This window comes from Streptomyces sp. URMC 129, from assembly GCF_051386415.1.
Taxonomy (GTDB): Bacteria; Actinomycetota; Actinomycetes; order Streptomycetales; family Streptomycetaceae; genus Streptomyces.
In genome coordinates this window covers 20,133-38,145 of sequence record NZ_JBPQTQ010000046.1, presented here as the reverse complement: position 1 = coordinate 38,145, position 18,013 = coordinate 20,133, and the positions used below count along the sequence as shown (strand labels likewise).

Here is an 18,013-nt window from a genome sequence, read left to right as displayed (position 1 = left end):
CCCCCAACCCGGCCACCTACGTCCACAACCCCCTGACCTGGTGCGACCCCCTGGGCCTTGCGCCTAAGTGCCTCAACGAACTCGGGAGGGACGGACGAGACGCGAATCACAACTATGTGTCCGGTTCCACCGAGGGACAGAGACTTGCCGAGCAGTTGCGCCGCGAGTCGGCCGATTCGATCTTCACGCCGGATGGAAGGCTGACTCCGCAGGCCATCGCCGGATCACGGGAGGTAATCGCCGGTGAGGATCTCGGCAACCCGCATCTCCGGGCTCATCTGACAGCAGACGGCAGCAACCTCAGCGACTGGGGCAAGTACTCAACAAGTACTCATCAGAGCCCTTTCGGCGATTTCCAGGTGCATTTCTACTACAATAGAGAGACAGGGCAAGTGGTATACGATTACGACTACAAAGCAGTCATGAACAGAAGGTAAGAGGCTTGAAAGTCAGGTACACCCGGAGCGAGATCCCCGGAGAGCGCCAGCCGCTCGGGACGGATGCACTGAGACCAGACGAGGAGTACACCGTTCTGGAGGTTTTCTTCCAGCACAACAAGAGGACTTTGTTCCGCATGGAGTACTCTCCTTATGAGTCGTCCGCACTGTTTGACAGTCGCCTTTTCACTGTAACATCGCCACAAATTCCGCATTGCTGGAAGTTCTTCCAGCTGGAGAGCGGATCATTCTCCTTGAGGCCGGAATCCTGGAGTGCGCCTGGTTTCTGGGAAGCTTTTTACGACCGGGAACAATGGGCCGTGGAAGCGTACGAGGCCGAGAAGCGGAAGATCTTGGCGACATCGTGAGCCTGCTGAGGAAACCAAAGGGAACGCCCTGGTGCACGCCGCCCCTACCGACACCGCGGAGGACAGCAGTGCCGCAAAAGGTGGGCTGAAGTACGAGGACGCCGGAAACCTCGCCGAAGGGCTGGGCGGACTCCGGAAGATGGTCGGGGAGATCGATTGGGCCACCGTCCGAAAGGTGACCGTGCGAGAGATCGCATCCAAGAGGAAGTTCCTGGTGTGGCAGCACTCGGTGACCACTCAGCTCTGCTCCTCAGGAGCCATCATCCTCAGAGCTACGAGACTCGCGTCGACGTTGCGTTTCCCGCCGTCGAGCTGATGAAATTGCGGCCGAGCCATGAGCCTCTGACCATCCACCAAGCTGATGAAGAGGAATCCGTCCGGCGTCCGGGAACGCAGATTCCCACCCATGGGTCCCTTTTCTCCTCAACGACGGTGAGGGCTGCGTCTGCGCGGCCAAGTGCTCGTGGCACGAGGATCAGGGGGACCACAGGACACCTTCTCGCTTCGGCCCCCTGCGGGGGACCGAATGAGGATCATCGCGAGAAGCCGCCGCAAGAAGACGGTCTCCTATCCTCTTACCGGCAAGGTGCACACACGACTACAGACGCCCGGATGATGCCCGAAGCACCACGTGGGTGAGAGCACTTGCACGACTCACGGGAGGTGATTCCGACAGCATTCCCGGCCCGCACTGCGGCTTTCGGGCTTCTGCGATCGCGTCCGAGAGCGCATCACTCTACGGCCTCGGAGGGACTGCCTGCCGATCATCATGTGAACCTGAGCCGGAAACGCCACTCCTCGATGACCTACTGCCTGATCGTCCTCCCTATGCATGACTGCCGGGGACTACCATGCATGACTGCCGGGGACCACCCCCGCGCATATCTCGGCAAGAAACGTCGGCCGGCCCGATGCTGTGCCGTGGTGCCCGGCATGCCTCGGCGCCGGGGATGCGCGGCCGTGATCAGCGGCGTCGGGATGGCTACCGGGCCGGCGCGTTCGTGGCGATGTCACGGGCGTGCGGGGGGTGTTCGGGGTGGCGGAGGTGCGTGTCGGCTCCCGGGCGGGGGTGTGGCGCGCATCCCCCGGCCGAGTTCATCGAAGCGGTGTTGGCCCGGCGCAGCGCGTGATCGCGCGGCGTACAACCAACGCCGGGGCTCGGGGGTCTCCCTCGCCATGAGATACCTGATGAGAGTTGGCAGTGTCCTGCTGGTCGCCGGAGTGGTGGCGGTGGCCGGGGGTGGGGTGGCCTCGGCCGGGGTTGTGCGGGATGTCGAGCGGGGGTACGCGCTCGCGTGCGGTGGGGAGGCGGGCGGGGTGTCCGTCGTCGTGGATCTGTACCAGAACTCCGCGTTCGGGGCGCACGCCAGTGTCTCCGTGACCACGGCGGACGGTGACGAGTACGGCGGCGGGTTCGGGCCGGAGGAGTACACGCTGTTCGACGGTGGCGCGGTCGCCGCCGAGGTGCCCGTGCGGGGGCTGGAGGAGGACGGTGAGCCGGCCGGGGCCGCCGTCGTCTCCGGTTCCTACGCCACCGCGGGCGCCGCCGAGCCCGTGCGGGAGGTGATCGAGGACCCGGCGGGGACCCATGTCGTCACCATCGGCACCACCACCCCCCTCACCGCGGACGTCAGCGTGGACGTGCTGGGCACGACCGTCCCGCTGGCCTGCGACACCGCCTTCGCGTTCGATCTGCGCGTGTGGAGGATCACCACGGGCAACGGCTGAGCGGCCCTGGCCATCTTATGCAACGAGTTGCATAATGGCCCCGGCCGACCGCACGCCCGAGGAGGCACCGGATGACTCCGTACCCGCACCTGCTGAGCCCGCTCGATCTCGGGTTCACCACCCTGCCCAACCGGGTCCTCATGGGCTCGATGCACCTCGGGCTCGAAGAGGCCGAGGGCGGCTTCGCGCGCATGGCCGCGTTCTACGCCGCCCGCGCCCGGGGCGGGGTCGGGCTGATGGTCACCGGCGGGATCGCGCCCGGCGAGCGCGGCCGGCCCTGGGAGGGGGGCGCCATGCTCACCACCCAGGGCGAGGCCGAGCGGCACGCCGTCGTCACCGACGCCGTGCACCGCGAGGGCGGCCGGATCGCCCTGCAGATCCTGCACTTCGGGCGGTACGCCTACCACGACGAGCTGGTGGCGCCGAGCGCGATCAAGGCGCCCATCAGCATGTACACCCCGCGCGCCCTCACCGGCGACGAGGTGGAGGAGACGATCGAGGAGTTCGTCCGCGCGGCCGAGCTGGCGCGGCTCGCCGGGTACGACGGCGTGGAGATCATGGGCTCCGAGGGGTACCTGATCAACGAGTTCATCGCCGAGGCGACCAACCGGCGCACCGACCGCTGGGGCGGCTCCTACGAGAACCGCATCCGCTTCCCCGTCGAGATCGTCCGCCGCACCCGCGAACGCGTCGGCCCGTCGTTCATCATCATCTACCGGCTGTCCATGCTCGACCTGGTCCCCGGCGGCTCCACCCTCGAAGAGGTCACGCGGCTCGCCAAGGAGATCGAGGCGGCCGGGGCGACGATCATCAACACGGGCATCGGCTGGCACGAGGCCCGCATCCCCACCATCGCCACGTCCGTGCCGCGCGGCGCGTTCGCCTGGGTCACCAGGCGGCTGATGGGCGCGGTGTCGATCCCGCTCGTCACCAGCAACCGCGTCAACACCCCCGAGAAGGCGGAGCAGTTGCTCGCCGAGGGGTACGCCGACATGGTGTCCATGGCCCGGCCGTTCCTCGCCGACCCCGACTTCGTCGCCAAGTCCGCCGCCGGTCGCGCCGAGGAGATCAACACCTGCGTCGGCTGCAACCAGGCGTGCCTGGACCACACCTTCAGCCTCCAGATCGCCTCCTGTCTGGTGAACCCGCGCGCCGGGCACGAGACCGAGCTGGTCCTCGCCCCCACCCGCCACCGCAAGCGCGTCGGCATCGTCGGCGCCGGCCCGGCCGGGCTGTCGTGTGCCGTCTCCGCGGCCGAACGCGGGCACGAGGTCACGCTCTTCGACGCCGATGACGCGATCGGCGGCCAGCTCACCATGGCCAGGAGGGTGCCCGGCAAGGAGGAATTCGACGAGACCCTGCGGTACTACCGGGTCCAGCTCGCCGCGCGCGGCGTGGACGTCCGCCTCTCCACCCGCGTCACGCCCGCGCTGCTCGACGAGTTCGGCTTCGACGAGATCGTGGTCGCCACCGGCGTCACCCCGCGCGTGCCGGGGATCCCCGGCGTGGACCACCCCATGGTCCTCAGCTACGTCGACGTGCTGCGCGGCGGCGCCGAGGTCGGCGAACGCGTGGCGATCGTCGGCGCGGGCGGCATCGGCTTCGACGTCGCCGAGTTCCTCACCGACGGCGGCGAGCGGGCGAGCCTGGACCCGGAGGCGTACTTCCGGCAGTGGGGCGTGGACACCTCCTACCGGGCGCGCGGCGGCCTGGGCACGCCGCACCGGGCCCGGCCCCCGCGCTCGGTGCACCTGCTGCAGCGCAAGACCTCCAAGGTCGGCGCCGGGCTGGGCCGGACCACGGGCTGGATCCACCGCACCGAGCTGCGGCACCGGGGCGTCACCATGGTCCCGGGCGCCGCGTACGACCGGATCGACGACGCCGGGCTGCACATCACCGTGGACGGAACGGCCCACGTGCTGCCCGTCGACACGGTCGTGCTGTGCACCGGGCAGGAGCCGCGGCGGGACCTGTACGAGGCGCTGCTGGCCGCCGGCCGCACCCCGCACCTCATCGGCGGCGCCGACGTGGCGGCCGAGCTGGACGCCAAGCGCGCCATCAAGCAGGGCACGGAGCTGGCCGCGACCCTCTGAGCCGCCGCGGGCAGTGCCTAGGATGCGGAACATGTCCCTCCCGCACGCCATCCTCACCGCCCTGCTCGAAAAGCCCTCCTCCGGCCTGGAACTGACCCGCCGCTTCGACCGGTCGATCGGGTACTTCTGGTCCGCCTCCCACCAGCAGATCTACCGGGAGCTGGGGAAGCTGGAGGAGTCCGGTCTCATCCGGGCGCTGCCGTCCGAGCAGCCGGCGCGCGGGGGGCGGAAGGAGTACGAGGTCCTGCCCGCGGGCCGGGAGGAGCTGGCGGCCTGGTCGTCCACGAGCCGGCCGCCCCGGCCCATGCGCGACGCGCTGCTGCTGCGGGTGCGGGCGGCGGCGGTGGTCGGCCCGGACGGCATCGAGGCCGAGCTGAACCGTCATCTCGCCGCCCACCAGGCGCAGTTGGCCGAGTACGAGGCGATCGAGAAGCGGGACTTCCCGCCGGAGCGCGATGCCCCGGAGGACCGGCTGCGGCTGCTGGTGCTGCGGGCCGGGATCGGCTTCGAGGCGGGGTGGGTCGCCTGGCTCACCGAGGCACTGGCCGAGGTGCGCCGCATCACCCCGCGGTGAGACGCGTGCTCATCCGCGCGTGCTCTTCCGCGCGCAGGGTTTCCCGGACCCGTACTTTTCCGCGTGCGTGTTTTTTCCCGGGAAAGGGAACCGGAGGACCGGATCGCGCGTTCTCCTCTGTGACCCGTTTCCGTCCGGCCCGACCGGGAATCCGTTCCCGGCCGGGCCGGAGTCTTTCCCGGGCCCGGGCCCGCTCGGCCCGCCCGCTCGGCCCGCCCGCTCAGCCCTCGCGCCAGCCGAGCTTGATGAGCTCGTTCTGCGCGTCCTCGGCCACCTCGGGGTCGGCCACCACGTCGTAGCGGGCGGCGACGATGCGGCTGCGGGAGGCGAAGTCCCGGTGGCCCCCGCCGACCGCGTGGCTCGCGAAGCCGAAGACGGCGCCGAAGAGCGCGCCGTAGACCAGGCCGCTGAGGATCAGGACGAGGACGGCGTTGCCCTCCGCGGCGAACACGGACAGCAGCAGGCCGACCAGCAGCCCGAACCAGGCGCCCGTCCCGGCGCCCGCCAGCGCGGCCTTGCCGCGGGTGAGCCGGCCGAGGACCGTCTCGACCATGCGCAGGTCCGAGCCGATGATCGCGGTGCGCTCCACGGGGAAGTGGTGGTCGGACAGGAAGTCGACCGCGTGCTGAGCCCCCTCGTAGGTCGGGTACGAGCCGACCACCGGCCGGTCGGCCTCCGGGGCGGCGTGCGCGTGCGGCGTCATCGTGAGGCTCCCTTCCTCGCCTCTCCAGCGTGCGCCCGCCCCGGGAGTCACGCAAACGGGGCACACGACCGGGAGAACGACGCGCCTCTACTCGCCCAGCGTGAGGACCACCTTGATGTCCTCGGGGGCCGGGGCGTACGCCTCGGCCCAGCGCGCCAGCGGGACCCGGCGCGTGATCAGCCGCTCCAGCCAGGCGGCGTCGGCGCGGGCGAGGGCCTCGGCAGCCTGCCGGTAGTGGCGGAGGTTGGCGTTGACGGAGCCCACGACCGCGTTGTTCTCCAGGACCAGCTCGCGGTTCAGGCAGCCGGCGTCCACGGTGAGGTGGCGGCCGGACACGGAGACGCCGGTCAGGCAGATCACGCCGTACGGCGCGGTGCCCGCCATGGCGTCGAGGACGAGACGGCCGGCCCCGGTCGCCTCGATCACGATGTCCGGCCGGAGAGCGGCGGTGACCTCCCCCATCTCCTCCGTGTGGTACGTGGCGCCGAGGTCCGCCACCAGTGCGGGCTTGGGGCCGTCGGTGACCCGGTCCAGCACGTGGACGTCGAGGCCGCGCTGCGCGCCGAGCAGCGCGGCCAGCAGGCCGATCGGGCCGGCGCCGGTGACCAGCACCCGGCGCGGCGCGAACCAGGCGCGGGCGCCGACGCGCTCGACCTGTTCCCACGCCTTGGCCACCACGCTGGTCGGCTCCATCAGCACCCCGACCCGCGCCAGGCCCGGATCCAGCCGGATCGCGTAGCCGCTCTCCACGGTCCACACCTCGGCCGCGTAGCCGTCGCGCCCGAGGATGCCGCGCTCGGTGTAGCCGTCGTTGCGGCACATGTCGAACTCGCCGTGCGCGCATGCCTCGCACGGCACCGGGTCGGGCCGCCGGACGACGCCGACCACCAGGTCCCCGGCGGTGAAGCCGCTGTCCGCCGGGGCGCCGCGGACGCGGCCGAGCGACTCGTGGCCGAGCACCAGCCGCTCGCGGCCCTCCGGCGCCCGGCCGTACGCGCCCGCGATGATCTCCCGGTCCGTGCCGCACACCCCGACGGCGAGCGCGTCGACCAGCAACTCGCCCGCGCCCGGCTCGGGTTCGGGGAGATCGGACAGGCCGAGGGAGCCGGGCTGGGGCGGACGGACGGTCACGGCACGCATGACTCCAGCCTCGCACGAGCCCGCGCCCCGGGCGATCCGGGCACGGGCCCGGCCCCGGACCCGGGGCCCGTCACGGCGGGGTCGGCGGTCAGCCGTCGCTCTCGGCGGGCGCGTACGCCACCAGTGTCGAGGCCGTCTCCTCCACGAACAGCCCGACGCCGCCGAGATCCGCCCACGGCAGCGCGGTCCCCGCGCCCAGCTCGGTGAACTCGCCGGAGGCGACGTCCAGTTCGACCGGCCTCTCCTCGGTGCTGAAGCCCTCGCTCACGGAGGCGATGCCGAACGCCCGGCCGTCGTTCGTCACCGACGAGAACAGCACGGGGTTGGTGGTGTCCGTCTCGACGAAGCAGTGGCCGGTGCCCTCCTCCAGGTCGAACACCCGGTGCCCGTAGACCAGATAGCGCCCGTCGGCGGAGACGGCCTGGTGCACGTCCTCGGCGGGCTCGTCGGAGCTGTACGACTCGGGGCAGGTGACGGTGGCACGCGTCTCGCCGGTGGCGCCGTCCAGCACCGCCCACACCTTCTCCGAGCTGCCTTCCTTCCCGTACCAGCGGGCCACCAGCGCGCCGTCGTCGACCACGTCGACGAACGGACCGTCCGCTGAGACGTTCTCCGGCCGGACCTCGCCGCTGGACCAGGCGCCCGGCACCCAGAAGCCGTCGGAGCCCCAGCTGTCCGCGAGCAGCGGGCCCGCCTCGGTGATGGCGACGACCTCGCCGTTGACCTCGCAGTCGACGCACCCGGCGGGTGCCTCCAAGCTCTCCGGGTCGTACGTCGTCCGCTCGCCGGTCGCCGGGTCGACGGCGACCGCGACGCCGTCGTCGTCACGCAGCACGAGGAGGGCGGTGCCGCCGTCGTAGACCGTGCCCGAGCCGTCGATTTCGACGTGGTGGACGGGCTCGACCGCGTCGCCGGAGGCGTCGGCGGGGAAGATGTCGATCGAGACGATCTCCTCGCCCCGGCTGACGGCGTCGGCGCCGCTGGTGCCGGAGGACCAGGCCACGAGGTACTCCTCGCCGCCGGCGGCGACCGTCAGGGAGCCGAGCGTGCCGGTGTCGTCGACGGCGCGCACGGTGGTGCCGGTCCAGCGCGTCTCGCCGGTGGCCGCGTCGAGCACGGTGAAGTCGCCCTGGGCCGCCTCGGCGCCGGAGAACACGGCGACGGCCCCGGCGTGGCGCAGCGGCAGGCGGGCGCCGGGGTGGTCCGACTGCCAGCCGCGGGACGTGTCGTATCCGGCCGGGACCTGCAACTGCACGGTGGGCGCGGCCGGTTCGTCGCCGCCTTCGCCGCCGCCCTCGCCGCCGCCGTTCTGCGTCGTTCCCGCGCCGCCGGACTTCTCGGCGAGCCCGTCGTCTCCGTCGTCGCCGCCGGATCCGCCGCCGCAGGCCGCGAGCGCCCCCGCCGCGACCGCCCCTATGAGCGCGTTCCTGAGCCGCATCACTCGTCTCCCCCTTCTCGTCGCATCGGTGCCATACCGTAGCGGGTCCGGCAACGCCGGGGGTCCTCCGGTGTGTTGGCGGCGATGCCCGGGGCGCCGGGTGCCCCGGGGGGAGGTCACGGGGAGGGTGCCGGTACGGGCGGTGTCACCACCCGTTCTGCCGGGCGTCCGCCGGGGAGCGGTCCGCCAGCGGCAGCGTGCGCAGCATCAGCACCGAGCGCTCGGGAACGGTGATCGCCGTGCCCGCGCGGTGCACGGTGCCGGGCGGGGAATCCTGGTCCTCGCGGGTGGTGTCGACCAGCAGCTCGTAGCCCTCCGCCCAGGGCGGGCCCGGCAGCGGGAAGTTCACCGGCCCGTCCCCCGCGTGCAGGATCACCAGGAAGCTGTCGTCCACGACCGGCCGGCCCTTGGCGTCGCGCTGCGGGATGTCCCGGCCGGACAGGAACATCCCCAGCGTCCTGCTCGGGGCGTACCAGTCCTCCTCGGTCATCTCCTTGCCGTCGAGGGTGAACCAGCCCAGGTCCCTTATGCCCTCCGGCCCCTGCCGGCGGCCGGAGAAGAAGGCGCGGCGGCGCAGCACCGGGTGATCGCGGCGCATCCGGATCAGGCGGCGGGTCAGGTCGAGGAGGGGCCGCCAGGCGGGGTCCGTGACCAGGGACCAGTCGATCCAGCTCGTCTCGTTGTCCTGGCAGTAGGCGTTGTTGTTGCCCCGCTGGGTGCGGCCCATCTCGTCGCCCGCGACCAGCATCGGCACGCCGATGGACAGCAGCAGGGTGGTCAGGAGGTTGCGGAGCTGGCGGCGGCGCAGGGCGTTGACCGCCGGGTCGTCGGTCTCGCCCTCGACCCCGCAGTTCCACGAGCGGTTGTCGTTGTTGCCGTCGCGGTTGTCCTCGCCGTTGGCCTCGTTGTGCTTGGACTCGTAGCTGACGAGGTCCCGCAGGGTGAATCCGTCGTGCGCGGTGATGAAGTTGACCGACGCGTATGGGCGGCGCCCGCCCCAGGCGTAGAGGTCGCTGGAGCCGGACAGCCGGTACCCGAGGTCGCGCACGTCGGGCAGCGCGCCGCGCCAGTAGTCGCGGACCGTGTCGCGGTAGCGGTCGTTCCACTCGGTCCACAGCGGCGGGAACGCGCCCACCTGGTACCCGCCGCTGCCGATGTCCCAGGGCTCCGCGATCAGCTTGACCCGGCGCAGCACCGGGTCCTGCGCGATGACCGCGAGGAACGGCGAGAGCATGTCGACGTCGTGGAACGAGCGGGCGAGCGCGGCGGCCAGGTCGAAGCGGAAGCCGTCGACGCCCATCTCCTGCACCCAGTACCGCAGCGAGTCGGTGATCAGGCGCAGCACCTGGGGCTGGACGACGTGCAGGGTGTTGCCGCAGCCGGTGTAGTCGGTGTAGCGGCGGGCGTCCTCGGCCAGCCGGTAGTAGCCGGGGTTGGCGATGCCGCGCAGCGAGAGGGTGGGGCCGCGCTCGTCGGCCTCGGCGGTGTGGTTGTAGACGACGTCGAGGATGACCTCGATCCCGGCCTGGTGCAGCGCGCGGACCATCTGTTTGAACTCCCCGACCTGCTGGCCCCGGCTGCCGGAGGCGCTGTAGGCGGCGTGCGGCGCGAAGTACCCGATGGAGTTGTACCCCCAGTAGTTGCGCAGGCCGCGGCGGAGCAGGTGGTCCTCGTGCGCGAACTGGTGGACCGGCAGCAGCTCGACGGCGGTGACGCCGAGCCGCGTGAGGTGTTCGATGGCGGCGGGGTGGCCCAGGCCCGCGTACGTGCCGCGCAGTTCGGGCGGGATGCCGGGGTGGCGCATGGTGAAGCCGCGCACGTGCAGCTCGTAGATGACGGAGTCGGGCCACGGGGTCTTGGGGCGGACGTCGTCCACCCAGGTCTCGGTGTCGTGGACGACGACGCCCTTGGGGACGAACGGCGCGGAGTCCCGGTCGTCCCGGACGGTGTCCGCGATGTCCTGGCGCGGGTGGTCCCGGTCGTGTCCGTAGACCTCGGGCGGCAGGGAGAACTCGCCGTCCACGGCCCTGGCGTAGGGGTCGAGCAGCAGCTTCGCCGCGTTCCACCGGGCGCCGGACGCCGGGTCCCAGCGGCCGTGGACGCGGTATCCGTACCGCTGTCCGGGGCGGACGCCCGGCAGGAAGCCGTGCCAGATCTCGTGGGTGAGCTCTTCGAGCGGACACCGGGTCTCGTGCCCGTCGTCGTCGAAGAGGCAGACCTCGACCGCCTCGGCGCCGCCCGCCCAGAGGGCGAAGTTGGTGCCCTCGGTGCCGTCGGGGCCCGCGCCGAACCGGGCGCCGAGCGGCTGTGGACGGCCGGGCCAGACGTCGGTCTTCACACGCTCGGGTGCCTGGGACACGTGCGCCCTCCAATGCCTCGATCCCTGAATGATTCCCGCTGGCGGGCCACCCTCACGTCTGGCCCGACACCTTCATGACAAGCGATCATTTAGGCCACGGAAGAGGGCATTTTGCCATGGCGGGGCGGGAAGGGGCCGTTCCCCATGCTCTGAACTGCGACGGAACAGTGACAATCGGCCCGGGACGCCCCGCCCGCACGGTGTGATTACCTGGCCGTCCCCCGGGATGTGGGCCCGGGCGGGTGCGAGGGGAGAGGGTCAACGGTGAGACGGTGGCCGGGGGATGGACGGTCCTGCCGAACGATCGCGGCGCTGCTGCTGGGCGCGCTGCTGTTCGTGGTGACGGCGTGCAGCGGCGGCGGGACGGCGGACGACGCCGGGGCGGACGGAAGCACCCCGCCGGCCGCCGAGGCGCCGCCGGTGGCGATATCCATCGCGCCCGGGGACGGCGCGACCGGGGTGGCCACCTCCGGCGAGCTGCGGGTCACGGCCGAGGACGGCACCCTCACGGAGGTCACCGTCACCGGCCCGGACGGCGCCGAGGTGCCGGGCGAGCTGGCCGGTGACGGGACGAGCTGGCAGCCCGGCGAACACCTGGCCAACGACACCGCGTACACCGTGACGGCGACCGGCGAGAACGCGGACGGCGTCGCCGCGACCGAGACGGCGGCGTTCACCACCGTGGCGGCCGGGGCCACGTTCACCAGCGAGTGGAACATCCAGGACGGCGCGACGGTCGGCGTGGGCATGGTGCTGTCGCTGACCTTCGACACCCCGATCGAGGAGACCGCGGCCGTGCGCGACGCGGTCCGGATCAGCACGGAGCCGGACGTCGACGTCAGGGGCCACTGGTTCGGCGACCAGCGGCTGGACTTCCGGCCCGAGGAGTACTGGGTGCCCGGCACCGAGGTCACCGTGCGGTTCCGCACCCGCGGCGTGGAGGGCGCCCCCGGCGTCTACGGCACGCTGCACGAGGACGTCCGCTTCACCGTGGGCCGCAGCCAGATCTCCACCGTGGACGCCGAGGAGAAGACGATGCGGGTGGTGCGCGACGGCGAGACCGTCCGGACGATCCCGGTCACCACCGGCGCCGCCGCCACCCCGACGTGGAACGGGAAGATGGTCATCAGCGAGAAGCTGCGGGAGACCCGCATGGACGGGGCGACGGTCGGCTTCGAGGGTGAGTACGACATCCCGGACGTGCCGCACGCGATGCGGCTGAGCACCTCCGGCACGTTCATCCACGGCAACTACTGGGCCGGTTCCTCCGTGTTCGGGGAGCGGAACGTGAGCCACGGCTGCGTCGGCCTCCAGGACGCGCGGGGCGCGGACGACCCCTCGACGCCGGGCGCCTGGTTCTACGAGAACTCGATGATCGGCGACCTCGTGGAGGTCATCAACTCCGACGACGACGTCATCGCCCCGGACAACGGCCTGAGCGGCTGGAACATGGCGTGGAGCGAGTGGGGCGCGGGCCAGTGAGAGGCCGCCGGTGAACGGCGGCTAACCTTCCGGGCATGACTGTGCATCTCGAAGTGGCGGACGACGGCGTCGGCACCCTCCGGCTCGATCGTCCGCCCATGAACGCGCTGGACATCGCCATGCAGGACCGGCTGCGCGCGCTGGCCGCGGAGGTCACCGCGCGGGACGACGTGCGCGCCGTGGTGATCCGGGGCAGCGAGAAGATGTTCGCGGCGGGCGCGGACATCAAGGAAATGCGCGCCATGGACCACGCCGCGATGATCGCCAGGGCCCGGGGGCTCCAGGACGCCTTCACCGCCGTGGCCCGCATCCCCAAGCCGGTCGTCGCGGCCGTCACCGGCTACGCGCTGGGCGGCGGCTGCGAGCTGGCGCTCTGTGCGGACGTCCGGTTCGCCGCGGAGGACGCGCGGCTGGGCCAGCCGGAGATCCTGCTCGGCCTGATCCCGGGCGCGGGCGGCACGCAGCGCCTGCCGCGGCTGATCGGCCCGTCCCGGGCGAAGGACCTGATCTTCACCGGCCGTCAGGTGAAGGCGGACGAGGCCCTGGCCATCGGCCTGGTCGACCGGGTGGTCCCGGCCGCCGAGGTGCACGCCGAGGCCCACGCGTGGGCGGCCCGCCTGGCGGCCGGCCCGGCGACCGCGCTGCGCGCGGCGAAGGAGGCGGTGGACGACGGCCTGGACGCCGGCATCGACACCGGGCTGACGATCGAACGCACCTGGTTCGCCGGGCTGTTCGCCACCGAGGACCGCGCGTACGGCATGCGGAGCTTCGTCGAGGAGGGGCCGGGCAAGGCCAGGTTCTGGCCGCGCGGCTGACGCGTCACCCGTGGGAGGGGCACTTCCCGGCGAACGGCTCACGCGCCCGGCATATGCGCGCCATGATGGGGACATGCGGGACGTCATGGAAGACGACGGGCTCACCGACGCGGCGTGGGACCTTTCCGCCGATCCGTCGGCGGGCGAGGTCCGTCTCGTCTCCCGGCCGAGGTCGGCGGGGATCGCCAGGCGGCTGACCCAGCGCCAGCTCCAGCACCACTGGATGCTGCCGCACGAGCTGACGGAGAACGCGGTGCTGCTGGTCTCCGAGCTGGTGGGGAACGCGGTGCAGCACGCCGGTGCCCACGTCTTCGGCCTGCGGATCCGCCGCCGCCGCGGCTGGATCCGCATCGAGGTCCGCGACCCTTCCCGCGCCCTCCCCTGCCAGCTCCCGGTCCACGCGATGCCGGTGACGAGCGGCCGGGGCCTGTTCCTGGTCGACACCCTGTCCGACCGCTGGGGCGTGGACCTGCTCCCGCACGGCAAGTCGACCTGGTTCGAAATGCGGGTCGTCGGGCACTGACGCCCGGCCGGGGCCGGGGCCGGAGGTCAGGCCCGGCGGGCCAGGCCCCTGGTGGCGCGGCGGCGGCGGTCGTTGCACAGGAGGCACTTGCCCCAGCCGGGCGGGAGCGGGTCGTCCTTGTCGCCGTAGAGCGGGTCGACCGCGCCGCGCGGGTGTTCGCGGCAGCCGGTGACGCCGGGTCCGTCGCTCAGGGACTGGGCGGCGGACAGGGCCCGGCGCAGCGCGTCCACGAGCACCTCGGCCTGCTCGCCGGTCGGCGTCTCGTGGTCGAAGGCGATGTCCGACGCGGTCCGCAGGGCGGCCTGCAGCTCCCGCAGCTCTGACTGCTGACTCATACCGGCCAGCCTAGGCGGTGCCGCCGACAGCGCCTCCCCGGCCCGTTTCCGTCCCCCGACCTAGGCCGAAATCCCGTGGGCGATGTCGGAGCCGGTCCGTACGCTCGGAGGTGATGTGTGCCTCCCCTCCCCCCGCGCGCAGACGGTCCGTCGTCCGTTCCCTCCTCCGGCTGTGGCCCTACGTGCGGCCGGTGCGGGCGCGGCTGTTCGGCGCCGCCGCGGTGGCCGTCGTCGCCGCCTCGATGGGGCTGGTCATGCCGCTGGTCCTGAAGTGGATCGTCGACGGCCCGGTCGCGGACGGCGACACCGCGGGCGTGTGGCTCGGCGGTGGCGTGCTGCTGGCCGTGGGCGCGGCGGAGGCGCTGCTGTTCGGGCTCCGGCGCTGGCTGGTGGCCCGGCCGCTGGCGCACGTGGAGGCCACCCTGCGGTCCTCGCTGTACCGGCACGTCCAGCGGCTGCCCGTCGCGTTCCACGACCGCTGGCCCACCGGCCAGCTCCTCTCCCGCGGCACCGGCGACCTGCAACTGCTGCGGCTCTTCCTCGCCTTCGGCCTGACGTTCCTCGTCGTCAACAGCGCCACCATCCTCATCGGCTTCGGCGTCCTCGTCGTCCAGGACTGGCTGCTGGGCCTGATCCTGGCCGTTCCCGTCGCCCCGCTGATCTGGCTGTGCGTGCTGTTCGAGCGGAAGTTCACCACCGCCGCCCGCCGCGTGCAGGACCAGACGGGCGACCTGACGACCATGGTCGAGGAGTCCATCCTCGGCATCCGCGTCATCAAGGGCTTCGGCCGCCACCGCAGCCAGGCCCGCGCGTTCCGGGCGCTGTCGCGGGACCTGATGGCCACCGAGCTGCGCAAGGCGCGCCTGATGGGCGCGATCTGGCTGGTCATCCTGGCCCTGCCGGAGGTGTTCCTCGGCGCGGCCCTGGTGCTCGGCGTCGTCCGGGTCGCCGACGGCGACCTCACCGCCGGCACGCTGGTCGCCTTCATGACGACCGCGATGGCGCTGCGCTGGCCGGTGGAGTCGATCGGGTTCCTGCTGGCCCTGTGCAACGAGGCCGCCACCGCCACCGACCGCTTCTTCGAGGTGCTGGACACCGAGATCCCGCCCGAGCACGGCGACCACCGCCGGGCCGCGAGCCCCGTCCCGGCCCCGGCCGCCACCGCCGCGCCCGCCCCGGACGGGATCCGCTTCGAGAACGTCGTCTTCCGCTACCCCGACAGCCCGGCCGGCGCCCCGCCCGTGCTGGACGGGATCGACCTGCACGTCCGGCCCGGCGAGACGCTGGCGCTGGTCGGGGGCACCGGCAGCGGCAAGACGACCCTGCTGGCCCTCGTCCCCCGGCTGTACGAGGTCACCTCGGGACGGGTCACCCTCGACGGCGCCGACATCGCGGCCCTGACCCGGCGGGACGTGCGGGCCATGGTCGCCGTCGCGTTCGAGGAGCCGACGCTGTTCTCCGCCTCCGTGCGGGAGAACGTGCTGATGGGCGCGGAGGACGCGGGCCCTGGGGAGCTGGAGCGGGCCCTGCGGATCAGCCAGGCCGCCGGGTTCGTGCACGCGCTGCCCGCCGGAGTGGAGACCCAGGTCGGCGAGCAGGGCCTGAGCCTGTCCGGCGGCCAGCGCCAGCGGCTCGCGCTGGCCCGCGCGGTGATCGGCCGCCCGCGGTTCCTGGTGCTGGACGACCCGCTGTCCGCGCTGGACGTGCACACCGAGGCGCGGGTGGAGGCGGCGCTGCGGGACGTGCTGGCCGGCACGACCGCGATCGTCGTGGCCCACCGCCCGTCCACCGTCCAGCTCGCGGACCGGGTCGCGCTGATGTCCGGCGGCCGGATCGCCGCCGTCGGCACCCACGCCGAACTGCTGCGCGCCAACGCCGAGTACCGGCATCTGATGACGGGCGAGCGAAGCGAGGTGTCCACCGGATGACCACCACCGTTCCCGACCGGGACAGCCGGCCCGGCCCGCCTCCCGAGGAGCCCGCGCCCGATCCGGTCGCCCAGGACAGGCTGCCCACGCCGAGGGGAGCCTCCCGCCGGCTGCTCGCGTCGCTGCTGCGCCCGCACCGGGGCCGGGTCGCGCTCGGCGCGGTCCTGCTGCTGGCCCAGCAGGCGGCGGTGCAGGCCGTTCCGCTGCTGGTGGCGTACGCGATCGACAGCGGCGTCCCGGCCGTGCGGGACGACGACAACGGGCCGCTGATCGCGGTGGGCGTGGCGTATCTGGTGTGCGCGCTGGGCGCCGGGCTGCTGCAGTACACGTTCATCCAGGTGGCCGCCCGGATCAACCAGGGCATCCTGCTGGAGCTGCGCGGCCGGATCTACCGGCACGCCCAGGCGCTCAGCCTCGACTTCCACGACCGGTACACCTCGGGCCGCCTCATATCCCGGTCCACCAGCGATGTGCAGTCGCTGCGCGAGCTGCTCAACGAGGGGCTCCAGGAGATGCTGATCATCCTGGTCTCCGTCGTCTACATCGGGGCGCTGCTGTTCTATCTCGACCCCGGTCTCGGCGGCGCGGCCCTGCTGTCGTTCATCCCGCTGTACCTGCTGGTCCGCTCGTACCGGCGGCGGTCGAGGGAGCGGTTCGGCAAGAAGTCGACGGCGATCGCCGCGGTGATCGTGAAGTTCTCCGAGACGCTCAACGGGATCCGCCCGGTGCAGGCGTTCCGCCGGGAGCGGGCCAACGACGCGTCGTTCGAGGAGCTGAACCGGCACCACGAGCGGGTCAACGGCGACACGATCCTGGAGATGGGGCGCTTCGTCGTGCTGTCGCGGCTCATCGCCAGCGTCGCGGTGGCGGCGATCGTGCTGTGGGGCGCGCGGCGGGTGACCGCGGGCGCCATGGAGCTGGGCGCGCTGGCCGCCGGGGCGCTGTACATCCGGCGGCTGTACGACCCGCTGGACCGGTTCGCGATGATCCTGAACAACTACCAGTCGGCCGTCGCCTCGCTGGAGAAGATCGCCGGGCTGCTCGCCCAGCGGCCCGACGTGCCCGAGCCGGAGCGGCCGGTGGAGCTGCCGCCGCGGGCGGCCGGGCGGCCGGGCCGGGAGGTGGTGTTCGAGGACGTGCGGTTCGCGTACCGGACGGGCGGCGAGGTGCTGCCGCGGTTCCGGCTGACGCTGGCGGCGGGGCGGACGACGGCGCTGGTGGGGGCGACGGGCGCGGGCAAGTCGACGCTGGCGAAGCTGCTGGCCAGGTTCTACGACCCGACCGAGGGGCGGGTGCTGCTGGACGGCACGGACCTGCGCGCGCTGAGCACGGCGGAGCTGCGGCGCGCGGTGGTGATGGTGACGCAGGAGGCGTTCCTGTTCTCGGGCACCGTCGCGGAGAACATCGCGCTCGGCAGGCCGGACGCCCCGCGGGAGGAGATCGAGCGGGCGGCGAAGGCGATCGGCGCGCACGACTTCATCGTCTCGCTGCCCGAGGGGTACGACACGGACGTGCGCAAGCGCGGCGGCCGGATCTCGGCCGGGCAGCGGCAGTTGGTGGCGTTCGCGCGGGTCCTGCTGGCCGATCCGGCGGTGGTGATCCTGGACGAGGCGACGTCGTCGCTGGACATCCCCGGCGAGAAGGCGGTGCAGGAGGCGATGGAGACGGTGCTGCGCGGGCGGACCGCCGTGGTGATCGCGCACCGGCTGTCGACGGTGGAGATCGCGGACCGGGTGCTGGTGATGGAGTCCGGCCGCATCGTGGAGGACGGCGAGCCGGCCGACCTGATCGCGGGCACCGGCCGCTTCTCGGACCTCCACCGGGCCTGGCGCGAGAGCCTGGCCTAGGGCCTGTCTTCCGGATCGTGGGGGCACCTCCCGGACGCCGGTCCGGGGGAGGATCAGGCCGCGGCGTCTGGCTCCCCCGGGCCCCTCGGGGGCCCGGGAGGTACCCCCATGCGCCGGCAAGGCGCCGGATCACAGCTCGTACGGTGGGGGCACCTCCCAGCCGCCGGGCTGAGGGAGCGTCGTGGCCCCGCGAAGACCCGGAAGACAGGCCCCAGGAGACCGGGCCCGGCCCCGGGCACCGCT

General features: G+C 72.4%; 16 protein-coding genes. 11 read left to right on the top strand and 5 right to left on the bottom strand.

Going from position 1 to position 18,013, the window contains the following annotated elements; translation table 11 throughout:
* The 6 genes from ACSNOC_RS12245 to ACSNOC_RS12220 form a co-directional block, all read left to right on the top strand.
* A partial coding sequence (locus ACSNOC_RS12245) for a hypothetical protein (protein ID WP_436747392.1) occupies positions 1–437 on the top strand: 437 nt, incomplete at its 5' end.
* Positions 438–442: 5 nt separating this feature from the next.
* On the top strand, positions 443–805 hold the full coding sequence (locus ACSNOC_RS12240) for a hypothetical protein (protein ID WP_436747391.1): 363 nt from the start codon (positions 443–445) through the stop codon (positions 803–805).
* A 31-nt stretch (positions 806–836) separates the two neighbouring features.
* The gene (locus ACSNOC_RS12235; protein ID WP_436747390.1) at positions 837–1,121 is read left to right on the top strand and encodes a hypothetical protein; all 285 of its coding nucleotides are present in this window, start codon (positions 837–839) and stop codon (positions 1,119–1,121) included.
* Positions 1,122–1,993: 872 nt separating this feature from the next.
* Complete coding sequence (locus ACSNOC_RS12230; RefSeq protein ID WP_436747389.1) at positions 1,994–2,533, top strand: hypothetical protein; 540 nt, start codon at positions 1,994–1,996, stop codon at positions 2,531–2,533.
* A gap of 71 nt (positions 2,534–2,604) precedes the next feature.
* Positions 2,605–4,626 (top strand): FAD-dependent oxidoreductase, encoded by a 2,022-nt coding sequence (locus ACSNOC_RS12225; protein WP_436747388.1) that lies wholly within the window; start codon positions 2,605–2,607, stop codon positions 4,624–4,626.
* Between the two features lie 31 nt (positions 4,627–4,657).
* Complete coding sequence (locus ACSNOC_RS12220) at positions 4,658–5,200, top strand: PadR family transcriptional regulator (RefSeq protein ID WP_436747387.1); 543 nt, start codon at positions 4,658–4,660, stop codon at positions 5,198–5,200.
* Between the two features lie 220 nt (positions 5,201–5,420).
* Here the strand turns inward: ACSNOC_RS12220 and ACSNOC_RS12215 are convergent, their stop codons facing one another.
* From ACSNOC_RS12215 to glgX, 4 genes are all read right to left on the bottom strand, one after another.
* Positions 5,421–5,903, bottom strand: coding sequence for a general stress protein (locus ACSNOC_RS12215; protein ID WP_436747386.1), 483 nt, complete (start codon positions 5,901–5,903; stop codon positions 5,421–5,423).
* An 87-nt stretch (positions 5,904–5,990) separates the two neighbouring features.
* Positions 5,991–7,043 (bottom strand): glucose 1-dehydrogenase, encoded by a 1,053-nt coding sequence (locus ACSNOC_RS12210; RefSeq protein ID WP_436747385.1) that lies wholly within the window; start codon positions 7,041–7,043, stop codon positions 5,991–5,993.
* 88 nt (positions 7,044–7,131) lie between these two features.
* On the bottom strand, positions 7,132–8,481 hold the full coding sequence (locus tag ACSNOC_RS12205; RefSeq protein ID WP_436747384.1) for a hypothetical protein: 1,350 nt from the start codon (positions 8,479–8,481) through the stop codon (positions 7,132–7,134).
* Positions 8,482–8,626: 145 nt separating this feature from the next.
* Positions 8,627–10,840, bottom strand: a complete 2,214-nt coding sequence (glgX, locus tag ACSNOC_RS12200; RefSeq protein WP_436747383.1) for a glycogen debranching protein GlgX — start codon at positions 10,838–10,840, stop codon at positions 8,627–8,629.
* A gap of 264 nt (positions 10,841–11,104) precedes the next feature.
* Here glgX and ACSNOC_RS12195 point away from each other — a divergent pair, with 264 nt between their 5' ends.
* Genes ACSNOC_RS12195 through ACSNOC_RS12185 form a run of 3 tightly spaced genes read left to right on the top strand, consistent with a single transcriptional unit; the run spans position 11,105 to position 13,660 of the window.
* On the top strand, positions 11,105–12,322 hold the full coding sequence (locus ACSNOC_RS12195; protein WP_436747382.1) for a L,D-transpeptidase: 1,218 nt from the start codon (positions 11,105–11,107) through the stop codon (positions 12,320–12,322).
* Positions 12,323–12,357: 35 nt separating this feature from the next.
* Positions 12,358–13,137 (top strand): enoyl-CoA hydratase/isomerase family protein, encoded by a 780-nt coding sequence (locus tag ACSNOC_RS12190; protein ID WP_436747381.1) that lies wholly within the window; start codon positions 12,358–12,360, stop codon positions 13,135–13,137.
* Between the two features lie 10 nt (positions 13,138–13,147).
* The gene (locus ACSNOC_RS12185) at positions 13,148–13,660 is read left to right on the top strand and encodes an ATP-binding protein (protein ID WP_436747380.1); all 513 of its coding nucleotides are present in this window, start codon (positions 13,148–13,150) and stop codon (positions 13,658–13,660) included.
* 26 nt (positions 13,661–13,686) lie between these two features.
* Here ACSNOC_RS12185 and ACSNOC_RS12180 read toward each other — a convergent pair whose 3' ends face one another.
* Entirely contained in the window at positions 13,687–13,995 is a 309-nt protein-coding gene (locus ACSNOC_RS12180; protein WP_436747379.1) for a hypothetical protein, read from the bottom strand.
* Between the two features lie 113 nt (positions 13,996–14,108).
* Here ACSNOC_RS12180 and ACSNOC_RS12175 point away from each other — a divergent pair, with 113 nt between their 5' ends.
* A complete protein-coding gene (locus ACSNOC_RS12175; protein ID WP_436747378.1) occupies positions 14,109–15,923 on the top strand; it encodes an ABC transporter ATP-binding protein in 1,815 nt (604 codons plus the stop codon).
* Positions 15,920–17,770, top strand: a complete 1,851-nt coding sequence (locus ACSNOC_RS12170) for an ABC transporter ATP-binding protein (protein ID WP_436747377.1) — start codon at positions 15,920–15,922, stop codon at positions 17,768–17,770. Before ACSNOC_RS12175 ends, ACSNOC_RS12170 begins: the two co-directional genes overlap by 4 nt.
* The last annotated feature ends 243 nt before the right edge of the window (positions 17,771–18,013 follow it).

What these genes read in the sequence shown, in the direction of transcription:
- ACSNOC_RS12230 (WP_436747389.1), top strand. Translation starts at nt 1,994, where the DNA reads ATGAGAGTTGGCAGTGTCCTGCTGGTCGCCGGAGTGGTGGCGGTGGCC.
- ACSNOC_RS12225 (WP_436747388.1), top strand. Translation starts at nt 2,605, where the DNA reads ATGACTCCGTACCCGCACCTGCTGAGCCCGCTCGATCTCGGGTTCACC.
- ACSNOC_RS12220 (WP_436747387.1), top strand. Translation starts at nt 4,658, where the DNA reads ATGTCCCTCCCGCACGCCATCCTCACCGCCCTGCTCGAAAAGCCCTCC.
- ACSNOC_RS12215 (WP_436747386.1), bottom strand. Translation starts at nt 5,903, where the DNA reads ATGACGCCGCACGCGCACGCCGCCCCGGAGGCCGACCGGCCGGTGGTC.
- ACSNOC_RS12210 (WP_436747385.1), bottom strand. Translation starts at nt 7,043, where the DNA reads ATGCGTGCCGTGACCGTCCGTCCGCCCCAGCCCGGCTCCCTCGGCCTG.
- ACSNOC_RS12205 (WP_436747384.1), bottom strand. Translation starts at nt 8,481, where the DNA reads ATGCGGCTCAGGAACGCGCTCATAGGGGCGGTCGCGGCGGGGGCGCTC.
- ACSNOC_RS12190 (WP_436747381.1), top strand. Translation starts at nt 12,358, where the DNA reads ATGACTGTGCATCTCGAAGTGGCGGACGACGGCGTCGGCACCCTCCGG.
- ACSNOC_RS12180 (WP_436747379.1), bottom strand. Translation starts at nt 13,995, where the DNA reads ATGAGTCAGCAGTCAGAGCTGCGGGAGCTGCAGGCCGCCCTGCGGACC.
- ACSNOC_RS12175 (WP_436747378.1), top strand. Translation starts at nt 14,109, where the DNA reads ATGTGTGCCTCCCCTCCCCCCGCGCGCAGACGGTCCGTCGTCCGTTCC.
- ACSNOC_RS12170 (WP_436747377.1), top strand. Translation starts at nt 15,920, where the DNA reads ATGACCACCACCGTTCCCGACCGGGACAGCCGGCCCGGCCCGCCTCCC.